The following is a 14,523-nucleotide window of genomic DNA, read 5'->3' as shown; positions in this document are numbered from 1 at the left end:
GCAACACGCGAAATTGTAACCGTTGTTGTCATGGCCAACCATGCGCCCCCAATAGCGGTGCGCCTGCCGCCCGCTGGTCTTTCCACACGAACAATAAGAATCGAGGTCATTTTTCAATGCTCGAAGCACTCAACGATTTCCTTTCCGGGAAACTCCTCATCGTGCTGATCGTCGGACTCGGCGGTTACTTCACCATCCGCTCTCGGTTCGTCCAGTTCCGTCATTTCGGCCACATGTTCGGGGTCTTCAAGGAATCCCTTCGCGGCCAGGCAGGCCAACTGAGCTCGTTCCAGGCCCTGATGCTGAGCCTTGCCGGCCGTGTGGGCGCCGGTAACATCGCAGGCGTCGGCATCGCCGTGACCCTCGGTGGCCCAGGCGCCGTGTTCTGGATGTGGGTCACCGCGCTGGTGGGCATGTCCAGCAGCTTCTTCGAATGCACCCTGGCCCAGGTCTACAAGCGCGCCGACGGCGACGGCCTGTACCGCGGCGGTCCGGCGTACTACATCCAGCACGGCCTGAAGCTCAAAAGCATGGCGATCGTGTTCTCGATCCTGCTGCTGGTCACCTACGGCTTCGCCTTCATTGGCCTGCAGTCGTACACCGTGACCCACTCGCTGCAGAACGCCTTTGCCTTCGATCCAAAGCACACCGGCATCGTCCTGGCCGTGCTGCTGGCTATCACCTTTATCGGCGGCATCAAGCGCATCGCCGCGGTGTCGGACCTGCTGGTTCCGATCAAGACCCTGGCCTACATCGGCGTGACCCTGTACGTGATCGGCACCCAGATCGAACACGTCCCAGCCATGCTGGAAACCATCTTCAAGAGCGCCTTCGGCCTCGACCCTGCGTTCGGCGGCCTGCTCGGCAGCGCCATCGTCATGGGTGTGAAGCGTGGCGTGTTCGCCAACGAAGCGGGCCTGGGCAGTGCGCCGAACGTCGCCGCCGTGGCCGCCGTGAAGCACCCGGGCGCCCAGGGCGTGGTCCAGGCCTTCAGCGTGTTCCTCGATACCTTCGTGATCTGTACCTGCACCGCGCTGCTGATCCTGCTGTCGGGCTTCTACACGCCGGGCTTCGAAGGTGATGGCATCGTCCTGACCCAGAACTCGCTGGCCGCCGTGGTCGGTGACTGGGGCCGCCTGTTCGTCAGCATCGCCCTGTCGCTGTTCGTCTTCACCTGCATCCTCTACAACTACTACCTGGGCGAGAACAGCCTGCAGTTCCTCAGCCGCAACCGTGTCGTGCTGATGATCTTCCGCGGCCTGGTACTGGCGCTGGTGGTGTGGGGCTCGATGCAAGACCTATCGACCGTGTTCGCCTTCGCCGACATCACCATGACCTGCCTGGCGTTCGTCAACCTGATCGCCCTGGCCCTGCTGTTCAAGGTCGGTCTGCGCGTGATGCGCGACTACGACGAACAGCGCCGCGCGGGCATCGACCAGCCGGTGTTCGACTCCAGCAAGTTCGCTGACCTGGACCTGGACCGCAACGCCTGGCCGGCCAATCCTCAGGCTGAAACCGCCGCTGACAAAGCCGTCGCCCAAGCTCAGCCACAGCGCTGATATCCTCTGCTGCCCAGCCGCCCCGTCCGGGGCGGCTTTCCTTCTCCGCTCATCGCTACGGATGCTTTCCATGCGTGCAGTCAAGAATCTTCTCGTCCTCTATACCGGCGGCACCATCGGCATGCTGCAGACCCCCGAGGGCCTGGCGCCGGCAAGCGGCTTCGAGGCGCGAATGCGCGAGCACCTGGTGCTGCACGCCGAGGCGCCAAGCCTTCAATGGTCGCTGCGCGAGCTCGACCCATTGATCGACAGTGCCAACATGCAGCAGGCCAACTGGTTGGCCATGCGCGATGCCATCGTCGAGGCGGTGGAACACGACGGCCATGACGGTGTGCTGGTGCTGCATGGCACCGATACCCTGGCCTACAGCGCGGCGGCGCTGTCGTTCCTGCTGCTGGGCTTGCCGGTACCGGTGTTGTTGACCGGTTCGATGCTGCCGGCCGGTGCGCCAGACAGCGACGCCTGGGACAACCTGCTTGGTGCCCTGCACCTGTTCGAAAGCGGGCTGGCCGATGGCGTGCAGTTGTATTTCCACGGCCAACTGCTGCATGGCTGCCGGGCCTCGAAGCTGCGCAGCGAGGCCTTCGATGCCTTCGCAGCCCTGCCCCGCCACCGCGAAGGCAAGCGTGCCACGGCGATCCCGCCGACACTGGACTATCGCCAACGTCGCCAGCCGGTGCACCTTGCGGTGCTGCCGGTGGTGCCTGGCCTGCAGGCCAGCTTCGTGCAGGCGATGCTCGCTGCCGGCGTGCAGGGCCTGGTGCTGGAATGCTACGGCAGCGGCACCGGCCCTTCGGATGACCAGGCGCTGCTGGACGCGCTGCACGAAGCCCGCGCGCGCGGGGTGATGATCGTTGCGATCAGCCAGTGCCCTGAAGGTTCGGTGGTGTTCGATACTTATGCCGCTGGCAGCCGCCTGCGCGATACCGGGTTGGTCAGCGGCGGCGGCATGACCCGCGAGGCGGCGCTGGGCAAGCTGTTCGCATTGCTGGGCGCAGGGCTGGATGTGCAGGCGGCAGAGCACTGGTTTGCCCTGGACCTGTGCGGTGAGCGGGCCTGAAGGCCGCCCAGACTGACGCATTCGCGGCGGTTCGACGCCTCGATAAACCCGCTCCCAGAGGTTCTCGGAGAAATGGCGGAAGGCAGCGGGAGTCGAACCTGCCCGGGAACGGATGCCGTCCCCAACCGGGTTTGAAGCCCGGCCGCGCCACCGGGCGCGATTGCCTTCCTTGTAGTCAGTGCCTGGTCTGCTGCTCGGCCAGTGCACTGTCGGCTCGGATGTAACGCTGGTCGGCGACCCTCCGGGTCAGGCCGATTCGGTCGAAGTATTCGAGGATCTGAACACTGCGTTTGCGACCGATGCCCAACATATCGCGAAACGCGGCCACCTGCACTATCGGCGTACTGGCCGACAGCTGCAAGAGCATGTCTACCATGCGCCGGACAGTCGCTTCAGGGTAAAAAAGATCGCGCACTACCTGGTGCACCAACCCCAGCCGGGCCAGCTTGCGCAGCAACAGGCGCACGTCGGCTTCATCGCGTCCTTGCGCCGCGGCCAACGTCCTGACCCAGGGCGGATCGTACTCCCCCCTCGACAACTCAGGCTCCAGCAGCGCCCACAAGGCAGCGTCGGCCTCGCTCAATTGCACTTTGTGTTCCGGCAAATGCAACCACGGCCCGCTACTGACGACTTTGCCGGCTTCGAGCAACTCCTCCAGCAAACTGACGAACGCCGGCCGCTCCGTGGGCAACGCCGCGAACCTGCGCAGGCGGTCGCGATCCGGCCCGAGCTGGTCAGGCTCCTGCTCATGGAACAGCGCCAACTGCATCGTGACCCGCTCCTTCAGCGTCTGCCAGTGGTGCCTGGCGAATAGCAATTGCCCTTGCCGCGTGGTGATGACCTGGACCGCTTCAGGTAATACCCAGGTTTCGCGCAGTCGATTGAACTGACGCTCCAGGCGCTGCGGATCCAGCCCGCCGGGAGCGGCATCGAGCAAGGCCGGCAAGGCCTGCTCCAACGCCTCGGCCTCGCTGAGGGCCTGCAACTGCCGCAGGCGCATTTCACTTCGCCGTTGCCGGCTCGGGGCAAAGGGGTCGAGCACGCGCCCACCGCCCAAGGTGCGTTGGGCGCGTTGATCCCTGAGCACCAGCCGATCGCCATGCACCGCCTGCAAAGGTGCGTTGAGCAGCAGCTGGGCGAACATCCGTTGCCCTGCCTGCAGTTTCTCCCCCTCGAGCAGCGCCACGCGCGCCGTGACGTCCTGGGTGCCCAGGTGCACGTGCACGGCGCTGAAATGCTCGAAGGTCCGCGTCTCGCTGGGCAATAACGTGAGATGGATATCCACCCGCATGCTGGGCGCATGCAGCCAGTCCGGTACCAGCCAGTCGCCCCGATGGATCTGCTCCAGTGCCAGGCGCTCGGCGTGGAGGTTAAGCGCCACCCGCTGGCCGACCTGGGCTACCAGCGCGGCCTGGTTCTGCGCGTGCAGCCCGCGCACCCGCACCGGCTTGCCGGCTTTGCCCAGCAGCAAGGTATCACCGGCGCTGACCTGCCCGGCCAAAGCGGTGCCGGTGACCACGATACCGGCGCCGGCCACGGCAAACGCCCGATCCACGGCCAGACGGAAACCACCGCGAGCGCGGCGTTGACCTACAGCGTGTTCAGCCTCCAGCAGCGCCTGGCGCAACGCCTCGACGCCCTCACCGGTGACGCTGGACAAGGGGAACTGCTTCGCCTGCGCGTAAGGCCCAGGCGCCAGCAGCGCCGACACCTGAGCCTGGACCTGCGCCACCCTCTGCGGCTCGACCCGGTCGCACTTGCTGATCGCCACCAAGGCCTGGGGGATGCCCAGCAGCTCGATGATCGCCAGGTGCTCGCGGGTCTGCGGCATGACGCCATCGTCCGCGGCCACCACCAGCAACACCAGGTCGATGCCATGGGCACCGGCGAGCATGTTGTGGATGAAGCGCTCGTGTCCGGGTACGTCGATGAAACCCGTCAAACGCGCCCCCTCGGCCAGCGCAGCATAGCGGTAGCCGAGGTCGATGGTCATGCCACGGGCGCGTTCTTCCTGGCGATGGTCACCGGCCTGGCCGGTCAGGGCCTGGAGCAGTGCAGTCTTGCCATGGTCGATATGGCCGGCGGTGCCGACGATCACTGGACCGGCCCCAGGCGCAGTGCTGGCAGTTGCGCCAGCCAGTGAGCCTCGTCGTCGAGCTGACGCAGGTCAAGCCACAGGGCGTCATCGTCGATGCGTCCGAGCACCGGCACCGGCAGGTCGCGCAAGGCGCGCTCCAGCACGTGCAAACTGCGCCCGCGCAGCTTCTTCGACACCTGCGGACGCAGGCACAGGGCGGCGCTGGGCAAACGCGCCACCGGCTGGCTACCGCTGCCGATCATGCCCAGGGCCGGCTCGACGCTCACGGCCCATTGCGCCCCCAGGCAGGTTGCGAGCGCCGGGGCCAGACGCTCGGCCTGGGCCGCAATCTCTTCCTGCGAGCGGGTCAACAGGCGCAGGCTGGGCAATCGCTCGGCCAGCCGATCCGGATTGCGGTACAGCGCCAGCACGGCCTCCAGCGCGGCCAAGGTGATCTTGTCGACCCGCAGAGCGCGCTTGAGGGGGTTCTTCTTGATCTTGGCGATCAGTTCCTTGCGCCCGACGATGATGCCGGCCTGGGGACCACCGAGTAGCTTGTCACCGCTGAAGGTGACGATGTCGGCGCCGTCGGCCAGGGCCTGGCGCACCGTGGGCTCGGCCGGCAGGCCCCAACGGGTGAGATCGAGCAGGCTGCCGCTGCCCAGGTCCTCCAGCAGTGGCAGGCCATGAGCGCGGGCAATGGCTGCCAGCTCGGCGGTGGGTACCTGGGTGGTGAAGCCTTGAATGCTGTAGTTGCTGCAATGCACACGCATCAGCAAACCCGTACGCGGGTTGATCGCACCTTCGTAGTCACGGGCGTGGGTGCGGTTGGTGGTGCCGACCTCATGCAGGCGGACACCGGCGCGGGCCATGATGTCGGGGATACGGAAGGCGCCGCCGATTTCGATCAGCTCGCCCCGGGAGATGATGCCCTCCTTGCGCGCGCCCAAGCTGTTGAGTGCCAGCAGCACGGCAGCGGCATTGTTGTTGACCACCGTCACGGCCTCGGCCCCGGTGAGCTCGCGGATCAGGCCTTCGATCAGGTCGTCGCGGTCACCGCGTTTGCCGGTGGCCAGGTCGAACTCCAGGTTCAGCGGGTGGCGGGCGGCGACCTGCATGGCTTCCACCGCCTCCTCGGGCAACAGCGCACGGCCCAGGTTGGTATGCAGGACCGTGCCGGTGAGATTGAACACGCGGCGGACCTGACTGCGCTGCTGGATGGCCAGGCGTTCGCCGGCGCGACCATTAAGAACATCCGGCACCAGCTCGACCGCACTCATCTGACCAAGGCGAGCGGGCTCTCGCAGATCGCCAAGCAGTTGGCGCAGGGTGGCTAGCACGGCCTCGCGGCCATGGCGCTCGATCAGCGGCTCGCAGGTCGGGTGGCGTAGCAGGGTGTCGATGGACGGCAGGCGTGGGGTGTCGCTGGCGGGGCTCGAGGACATGCAGTACTACCTTAAACTGATCCTTAGTCTATTGCGCCCTGTTCGCGGGCAAACCCGCTCCGCCGAACCTTGTGGGAGCGGGCTTACCCGCGAACAGGGCAACTCGATCTTGCAGTGTAGACACTCTCCTCTATCCCGGCGCCAGCATCAGGTTCGGCGCCAGCCGCTGGAAGCCCTCCTCGTCCAGGCGGATATCCAGCGCCAGGCTCGCCAGGTCATCGGCCAGCGGCTCGGCCGCGGCGTCGTTTTCCAGGTAACTCTGCTTCAGGTAATGCTGGCATCCTGGGCAGCATTCGGCGCGCAGTGGCGCCTTGCCCGGCGCGTGCCGGTCATCCTCCAGGTTGGTGTAACGCAGGTCCTTGCTCGACTCGCAGTACACACACTTGACCCGCACCACATGCCACTCGCAGGCACACAGTGAACAGACCAGGTATCGCAGGCCATTATGCTTGCCGCGGTTGCGCACCACCCCGGCCATGGCCGGTGATCCACAGGCCGGACACTGGGCCAGGCTGTCGGCGGGCTTGAGTTCAGGCTCCGGCAGCGCCAGCAGCCAATAGGACCAGGCCGCCTGCAGCGCCGCGCCGATGAAGGGCACCAGCGCCGCCGGTACGGCATCGTATTGACCGGCCAGCAGGGCGATGGCCCAGCCTTTGCGCTGGCTGTCGTCGCTTTCCCGCAAGGATCGCAGCGCCTCGCCCAAGGGCCCGTCTGACGCCTCATCGAAGTACTCGAGCAGCGCCTGCAGCCAAGCCAACCAGGGCCCCTCGCGTACCAGGCTGTCGGCTGCCAGCGGCGGCAAGCCATGACTTATGCACAGCCGCTGGCGCTCGTCTGCCACCGGCAAGTCACCGGGCGGGTTATCCACAAGCTGCTGCTGGAGGCGGCACAACCGCGCGACCAGCATCAGGTACTGGCCAAGGGCATTGCCCTCGGCCAGGTGCTCCAGGCGCTCGGCGCGCCGTTCGAACAGGTTGGCGGGCGGCAGGTTCAGAAACGGCGGCGCCACGGCCGACGCTTCGATCTGCCCAGGTTCAAGTATCGTGCTCAAGCGCTCATCCTTCTTTTCGTCCGTGCTTGCCCGGTGTCTTGTCGCCGGTCACGTCGCGATACCACAACTCATGGTGCTTGCGTGCCCAGGCGCGGCTGACCGAGCCGTGCAGCATGGCGCCTACCGAGCCTTTGATCCAGATGCCAGCATAGATGTGCACGATGATGCTGAGGATCAGCACGAACGCCGCCAGCGCATGAAGCAAGGTCGCCAGGCGAATCGCTCCGATGTCGAAGTACTGGCTGAACCAAGCGCGCCAGATCACCACGCCACTGACCAGCAGCACCAGCATGCACAGCAGCAAGGTCCAGAACAGCAGCTTCTGCCCAGCGTTGTACTTGCCGATCGGTGGAACGCCCTCCTCCTCGTTGCGCATCACCCGGTCGATGCGGCGCAGCCACAAGCGATCGTTGGCGGTGATGAAGTTGGCGCGCCAGAACCGTAGCACCAGCCCCAGGAAGAACACGAACATCGCCACGCCCAGGAACGGGTGCAGGATGCGCGTCCACGGACCACCGCCGAACAGATGGCTGAGCCAGAACAACGCCGGATGGAACAGCGCCAGCCCCGACAGCCCGGCCATCACGAACAGGATCGCGACGATCCAGTGGTTGCTGCGCTCATTGGCGTTGTAGCGCAGGATCGGTTTGTTGTCGCTCATGGCCGCGGCCCCCCTTGCCCGCCGGGCTTGGTCGGATCATAGACATGCACCGACGGGTCCACCTGATGCACGCTGTCATCGGCAGGCGCCAGGGCATCGTCCTCCTCGACCCGCTGCGGGCCGACCCGCACATAGTGGAAGAACCCCGCCAGCACTGCCGCGCCCATCGCCAGCAGCGCCAGCGGTTTGCTGATGCCTTTCCACAGCCCCACCAACGGGCTGATCACCGGCGCATCCGGCAGCCCGGCGTACAACTTGGGCGTATCGGCGTGGTGCAGCACATACATCACGTGGGTACTGCCGACGCCGTCCGGGTCATACAAGCCGGCCTTGTCGAAGCCCCGGGACTTCAGGTCTACGATGCGCTCGGCGGCATGCACCTTCATTTCATCCTTGCTGCCGAAGACGATCGCCCCGGTCGGGCAGGTCTTCACGCAGGCCGGTTCCAAGCCCACGGCCACACGGTCGGAACACAGGCTGCACTTGTAGGCCTTGTGGTCTTTCTGCGAAATCCGCGGGATGTTGAACGGGCAGCCGGTGATGCAGTAACCGCAGCCGATGCAGTGATCCTGGTTGAAATCGACGATGCCGTTGGCGTGCTTGATGATCGCCCCTGGGCTCGGGCAGGCCTTCAGGCAACCTGGCTCGGCGCAGTGCATGCAGCCATCCTTGCGGATCAGCCACTCCAGGTTGCCATCGTCGCGCTCGTGCTCGGTGAAGCGCATCAGGGTCCAGGTTTCGGCGGTCAGGTCCTGGGGGTTGTCGTAGGTGCCGTGGTTGTGGCCGACCTCGTCACGCAGTTCGTTCCACTCCGAGCACGCCACCTGGCAGGCCTTGCAGCCGATGCACTTGGTCGTGTCGATCAGCTTGGCGACTTCCTGCTGCTGGCGCACCGAAGACGGTACGGTCGTGGTGGCCGAGCGGGCGATGATGTCTTGCTGGGCCATTAGATTTTCTCCACGTTGACGAGGAACGACTTGGATTCCGGCGTCTGGGTATTGCCATCACCCAAGAACGGCACCAGGGTGTTGGTCAGGTAGCCATGCCGGGTGATGCCGGTGAAACCCCAGTGCAGCGGAATGCCAATTTGGTGAACGGTCTGGTTGTTGACCTTCAGTGGACGGATCCGCTTGGTCACCACCGCCACCGCCTCGATATACCCGCGCTTGGAGCTGACCCGCACCCGGTCGCCCGCCTTGATGCCTTTCTCGTTGGCCAGCACCTCGCCGATCTCGACGAACTGCTCGGGCTGGGCGATGGCGTTGAGGCGGCAGTGCTTGCTCCAGAAGTGGAAGTGCTCGGTCAATCGGTAGGTGGTCGCCGCATAAGGGAACTCGTCGGCCTTGCCCAGGGTGTCCCACACCGAGTCGAACACGCGCCCGGCCGGGTTGCTGATGGCCTTCTTGTTCTGCGGGTTGAGCGGGTTGATGCCGATGGGCGTCTCGAACGGCTCGTAGTGCTCGGGGAACGGCCCCTCGGCCATCTTGTCGATGGCGAAGAAACGCGCCACACCCTCGGGGTTCATGATGAACGGGTTCATCCCCGCTTCAGGTGGCGAGTCAACCTTGAAGTCCGGCACGTCGGTGCCCGTCCAGGCCTTGCCGTTCCACCACACCAGGCGTTTTTTCTCCGGATCCCAAGGCTTGCCTTGCGGGTCGCTGGAGGCGCGGTTGTAGAGGATGCGGCGGTTGGCAGGCCAGGCCCAGGCCCAGTTCTGCACCTGATGCATGCCGTAGGGGTCGCTGTTGTCGCGCCGAGCCATCTGGTTGCCCTGCTCGGTCCAACTGCCAGCGAAGATCCAGCAGCCGGACGCCGTACTGCCGTCGTCCTTGAGCTGGCCGAAGCCTGCCAGTTGCTGGCCGGCCTTGAGCGTGGCGCCGGTAGGGTCGGTGAAGTCGCTGACCGCCCAGCCGTTCATTTCCTTGGCCAACTCCTCAGGCGAAGGCTCTTCGGGAATCTTGTAAGGCCAGTTGATGTTGAGCAGCGGATCCGGATACGCACCGCCCTCGGTCTTGTAGCGATGACGCAGGCGCAGGAACAGCTCGCTCATGATCTGCACATCGGTGCGGGTCTCGCCCGGCCCGTCGGCGCCCTTCCAGTGCCACTGCAGCCAACGGCTACTGTTGACCAGCGAGCCATCCTCCTCGGCAAAGCAGGTGGTGGGCAGGCGGATCACCTCGGTCTGGATGTTGGCGGTATCGACATCGTTGAAGGGGCCTGCATTGCGCCAGAACTCGGACGTCTCGGTGGCCAGCGGATCCATGATCACCAGCCACTTGAGCTTGGCCAGTGCAGCGGTGACGCGGTTCTTGTCCGGCAACGCGGCGATCGGGTTGAAGCCCTGGCAGAAGTAGCCGTTGACCTTGCCCTGGCTCATCATCTCGAACATGCGCAGCACGTCGTAGGCCCCCACATCGAGCTTGGGCAGCCAGTCATAGCCCCAGTGGTTCTCGGCGGTGGCGTTGGGGCCGTACCAGGCCTTCATGAGGCTGACGTGGAACTTGCCGTAGTTCTGCCAGTAGGACAACTGCCCCGGGCGCAGCGGTTTGGAGGCGCGCTTGTCGATAAAGGCGGCGTAGTCCTGCTCGGCATCGCCGGCCAGGGTCAGGTAACCGGGCAGCGAGTTGGACAGCAGCCCCAGGTCGGTCAGGCCCTGGATGTTGGAGTGACCGCGCAGGGCGTTGACCCCGCCACCCGGCATGCCGACGTTGCCCAGAAGCAGCTGGACCATGGCCGCGCTGCGGATGATCTGCGCACCGATCGAATGCTGCGTCCAGCCCAGCGCATAAAGGATCGTCATGGTCTTGCCCGGCTGCGAGCAGGTGGCGATCTCTTCCCACACCTTCATCATGGCGTCCTGGGGCATGCCACAGGTCATGCTCGCCACTTCCGGGGTGTAGCGGCTGTAGTGCTGCTTCATCAACTGGTAGACGCAACGCGGGTGCTGCAGGGTCGGATCGACCTTGGCAAAACCATCCTCGCCCAACTCATAGCCCCAGCCGGACTTGTCGGCATAGATGCGCTTGTCCGCATCATAGCCACTGAACAGGCCGTCCTCGAAGCCATAGCCTTCTTTGACGATGAACGACACGTCGGTGTAGTTGCGCACGTATTCGTGCTGAATCTTGTCGTTGCTCAGCAGGTAGTTGATCAACCCGCCCATGAAGGCGATGTCGGTTCCGGTACGGATCGGCGCGTAGTAGTCCGCCACCGAGGCGGTACGCGTGAACCGCGGGTCGACCACGATCAGCCGCGCCTTGTTGTGCGCCTTGGCCTCGGTCACCCACTTGAAGCCGCACGGGTGCGCTTCTGCTGCGTTGCCGCCCATCACCAGGACCAGATTCGCGTTGGCGATATCGGACCAGTGGTTGGTCATGGCACCACGGCCGTACGTCGGGGCAAGACTTGCCACCGTCGGGCCGTGTCAGACACGCGCTTGGTTATCGAACCCCAGTACACCCAATGAACGGACGACCTTGTGCGTCAGATAGCCCGCTTCGCTGGAAGCGGCGGACGCTGCGAGAAAGCCCACGCTGAGCCAACGGTTGACCGTCTGCCCTTGGGCGTTCTTCTCGATGAAATTGGCGTCGCGGTCCTTTTTCACGAGATCGGCGATGCGATCGAGCGCCTCGTCCCAACTGATCCGGGTCCACTCCTTGCTGCCAGGCTTGCGTACCTCGGGGTATTGCAAGCGGTTCGGGCTGTGGATGAAGTCCAGCAGGCCCGCGCCTTTCGGGCACAAGGTCCCGCGGTTGACCGGATGGTCCGCGTCGCCCTCGATGTGGATGATGTTCTGTTTGACGTTCTTGCCCGCATCGCCCTGGCTGTACATGATCAGGCCGCAGCCGACCGAGCAGTAGGGGCAGGTGTTACGGGTTTCTTTGGTGTGCGCCAGCTTGAAGTGGCGCACCTGCTCGGCGAACGCAGGGGTCGGGGCCATGCCCAACGCCGCGAGGCTCGAGCCTCCAAGGCCGATCGCGGCGACCTTGAAGAATTGCCGACGGTTGAGGTCCATCGTGCACTCCTGATCAGGTTCTGGACGTCGGGACATCGCCGACGCCTCAAGGACTTCACGGTGGCGGCCAATGAATGGCCACCAACGCTAACTCTAGCCAAGAATCCTGAATGCGCGATGACATGGCTCAAGGGACTGTTTCATTTGTGAAACATCCCCTGCCCCTCAGACCTTCGCGGTAGACGGCAGATTACGCACCACATTCAGCCCCGCGCTGCTTTGCGCCACCGGCATCATCTCGATCGTGTTGATGTTCACATGTGCAGGCTGGGCCGCGATCCAGGCTACGGTGGCGGCGATGTCCTCGGGCAGAAGCGCCTCGACGTCGCGGTACAGCGCTTCCACGGCGTCCAGGTCACCCTTGAGTCGAACCACCGAGAAGTCCGTGCCCGAGCACAGGCCCGGCTCGATGTTGCTCACCCGTACGCGGGTGCCGGCGAGGTCGGCGCGCAGGTTGAGGCTGAACTGTCGGACGAATGCCTTGCTGGCGCCATACACGTTACCGCCCGGGTATGGATAGGTGCCGGCGATGGAGCCGATGTTGATGATCAGGCCGCTGTCGGCCTCAACCATCTGGGGGAGGATCTTGTGGGTGACCATCGTCAGGCCGGTGACGTTGGTGTCGATCATCCGCTGCCAGTTCTCGGCACTGGCCTGCTGGGCCCGATCAATGCCCAGCGCCAGCCCGGCATTGTTGACCAGCACATCGATGTTCAACGAGGCCTTGCCGATCCACTCGACAGCCGCGCCCAGGGAGGCTGGATCGGTGACATCCAGCGCCAGCGGGATGAACGAGTCGCCCAGTTCGTCCTCGAGCTCCTTGAGTTTGTCCATGCGTCGAGCGCCACCGATGACCCGGTAGCCCTCGGCGACCAGCGTGCGGCAGATGGCGCGGCCAAAGCCTGCGGAAGCGCCAGTTACAAATGCGGTTTTCATAGAGGGTCTCCAGAGGGCGAACATCAGGTCAGGTGCTTGTCACGGCAGGATTGCATCGATCCAATGATAGTAATCTTGTGAAGATCATCGATTCAATTATTTTATTTTTTCGATCATCTATACTAACTCAAGCCTTTGATTAATAACTAATTATTAACTTTATACATCACATGCACATGAACTCAGGTGGTTGCAATAGGGGTGTAATTCACCTTGATTACACCCCTATTGCTTTCATGCTAGGCTTGCGCGCTCACCCTATACTGGTGCCATTTCATGTGGGTTCCTCTTTACAGCACCCTGACGCAACCGGTTTACCTGATGATCGCCGATGCCCTTGAACAGGACATTGCCAGCGGGAAACTGGTAGCGGGCGACCGATTGCCCACGCTCAAGGACCTGGCCGAGCGCCTGAGTGTGACGCCCGGCACGATTGGCCGGGCTTATGACGAGGCGGCCAAGCGGGGTCTGGTGGTCGGCGAAGTCGGACGCGGCACCTTTGTACGCCCCCCAAAAGCCCCTGCCGCCCCAGCAACTCGCAGCACGGGCATCAGCAATGAAAACGGCCAGATCGATTTATCGATCATCAAGCCCAACGACGCTCACATGACACAGTGGTTGCGCGGCTCGCTCCACGAGCTGGCCGACTCCGCCGACCTGATCCAGGCGCTCGATTACGTCACCGACGGCGGTCATGCCGTCCACAAGGAGGCTGGTGCGGCCTGGATCAGGCGCTGGCTGCCGGACGCCACCTGGCAGCAGGTGGTCTTGACCTCCGGCGCCCAGCACGGCCTGCTGGTCGCCCTCGGCAGCCTGTCGAAAACCGACGATGTGATTCTGTGCGAATCCTTCTGCTACCCCGGCATCATTTCCCTGGCCCACAGCCTGGGCCGACGCCTTCAGGGCGTGGCCGTGGATGAGCATGGCCTGATTCCTGAGGCTCTGCGCGCCGCCTGCCTGGAGCATCGCCCTACCCTGCTGGTTTGTGTGACCACGCACCAGAACCCGACCAACTCGATCATGCCCCACGCCCGGCGTGAGGCCATCGCCGCCATTGCCCGCGAGTTCGATCTGGTCATCATCGATGACGACATCTACGGGTTCCTGGAGCCGACGCCCAGCTACAAGCCTCTGGCCGCCTATGCACCGGAGCGCTCCATTTACCTGACCAGTCTGTCCAAGAGCGTGTTGCCGGCGCTGCGTATCGGTTATCTGTATGCACCGCCACACATGCTGTCGCGCTTGTCCTCGATGGTGCGAAGCAGCGTCTGGATGCCCTCACCCTTGATGGCCCAGCTCGCCAGCAACTTGATCAACAGCGGCAGGGCGGACCAACTGGTAAGAACCCAGCAGGACGAAGCCGCCGCACGCCAGCAGATGGCCAAGGACATCCTCGGCAAGTACTCGATCCGCAGCCAACCCCACAGTTTCCACCTCTGGCTCGAACTCCCCGCCCCCTGGACCAGCGATGAATTCGCCCACCTGGCACGCAGCAACGGCGTAACCGTAGTCAGCGGCAGCCAGTTCCTGCCTCAACGCAGCGACGCGCCCAACGGCGTGCGTATTGCGCTGATGGCACCAAGCCGGGACGAGCTCGCCTTTGCGCTTACCAAACTGGCCAGCTTGCTGGCCTCACCAGAGCCACGGTTGTTCTATTGACCCCCGTTTTAGAGCGCGCATGAAAAAGCCGCAGCCAGTTGCCTGGCTGCGGCTTTTTTT

10 protein-coding genes and 1 tRNA gene are annotated in these 14,523 nt (G+C 64.2%); 3 read left to right on the top strand and 8 right to left on the bottom strand.

Annotated features, from left to right (window positions below):
- Window positions 1-116 precede the first annotated feature (116 nt).
- Complete coding sequence (locus ABOA88_RS19020) at window positions 117-1,559, top strand: alanine/glycine:cation symporter family protein (RefSeq protein WP_043210256.1); 1,443 nt, start codon at window positions 117-119, stop codon at window positions 1,557-1,559.
- A gap of 70 nt (window positions 1,560-1,629) precedes the next feature.
- On the top strand, window positions 1,630-2,619 hold the full coding sequence (locus ABOA88_RS19015) for an asparaginase (protein ID WP_367851963.1): 990 nt from the start codon (window positions 1,630-1,632) through the stop codon (window positions 2,617-2,619).
- A 73-nt stretch (window positions 2,620-2,692) separates the two neighbouring features.
- Here ABOA88_RS19015 and ABOA88_RS19010 read toward each other — a convergent pair.
- The 8 genes from ABOA88_RS19010 to ABOA88_RS18975 all read right to left on the bottom strand — a co-directional run bounded on the left by ABOA88_RS19010 (window position 2,693) and on the right by ABOA88_RS18975 (window position 12,804).
- Window positions 2,693-2,788, bottom strand: a tRNA-Sec gene (locus ABOA88_RS19010).
- Between the two features lie 6 nt (window positions 2,789-2,794).
- Complete coding sequence (gene selB / locus ABOA88_RS19005; protein ID WP_367851962.1) at window positions 2,795-4,717, bottom strand: selenocysteine-specific translation elongation factor; 1,923 nt, start codon at window positions 4,715-4,717, stop codon at window positions 2,795-2,797.
- Window positions 4,714-6,141 (bottom strand): L-seryl-tRNA(Sec) selenium transferase, encoded by a 1,428-nt coding sequence (selA, locus tag ABOA88_RS19000; RefSeq protein WP_367851961.1) that lies wholly within the window; start codon window positions 6,139-6,141, stop codon window positions 4,714-4,716. Before selA ends, selB begins: the two co-directional genes overlap by 4 nt.
- Window positions 6,142-6,271: 130 nt before the next feature.
- Entirely contained in the window at window positions 6,272-7,192 is a 921-nt protein-coding gene (gene fdhE / locus ABOA88_RS18995) for a formate dehydrogenase accessory protein FdhE (RefSeq protein ID WP_070573904.1), read from the bottom strand.
- Between the two features lie 4 nt (window positions 7,193-7,196).
- A complete protein-coding gene (locus ABOA88_RS18990; RefSeq protein WP_367851960.1) occupies window positions 7,197-7,853 on the bottom strand; it encodes a formate dehydrogenase subunit gamma in 657 nt (218 codons plus the stop codon).
- Entirely contained in the window at window positions 7,850-8,800 is a 951-nt protein-coding gene (gene fdxH / locus ABOA88_RS18985; RefSeq protein ID WP_367851959.1) for a formate dehydrogenase subunit beta, read from the bottom strand. Before fdxH ends, ABOA88_RS18990 begins: the two co-directional genes overlap by 4 nt.
- On the bottom strand, window positions 8,800-11,868 hold the full coding sequence (gene fdnG / locus ABOA88_RS18980; protein ID WP_139146855.1) for a formate dehydrogenase-N subunit alpha: 3,069 nt from the start codon (window positions 11,866-11,868) through the stop codon (window positions 8,800-8,802). The genes fdxH and fdnG overlap by 1 nt, the downstream gene beginning before the upstream one ends.
- A gap of 165 nt (window positions 11,869-12,033) precedes the next feature.
- A complete protein-coding gene (locus tag ABOA88_RS18975; protein WP_367851958.1) occupies window positions 12,034-12,804 on the bottom strand; it encodes an SDR family NAD(P)-dependent oxidoreductase in 771 nt (256 codons plus the stop codon).
- 276 nt (window positions 12,805-13,080) lie between these two features.
- Here ABOA88_RS18975 and ABOA88_RS18970 point away from each other — a divergent pair, with 276 nt between their 5' ends.
- On the top strand, window positions 13,081-14,463 hold the full coding sequence (locus tag ABOA88_RS18970) for an aminotransferase-like domain-containing protein (RefSeq protein ID WP_367851957.1): 1,383 nt from the start codon (window positions 13,081-13,083) through the stop codon (window positions 14,461-14,463).
- Window positions 14,464-14,523: the final 60 nt, after the last annotated feature.

The organism is Pseudomonas sp. PKS, assembly GCF_051913525.1.
In the GTDB taxonomy this organism is placed as follows: domain Bacteria; phylum Pseudomonadota; class Gammaproteobacteria; order Pseudomonadales; family Pseudomonadaceae; genus Aquipseudomonas; species Aquipseudomonas guariconensis_D.
This window is presented reverse-complemented; position numbering and strand designations above follow the sequence as displayed.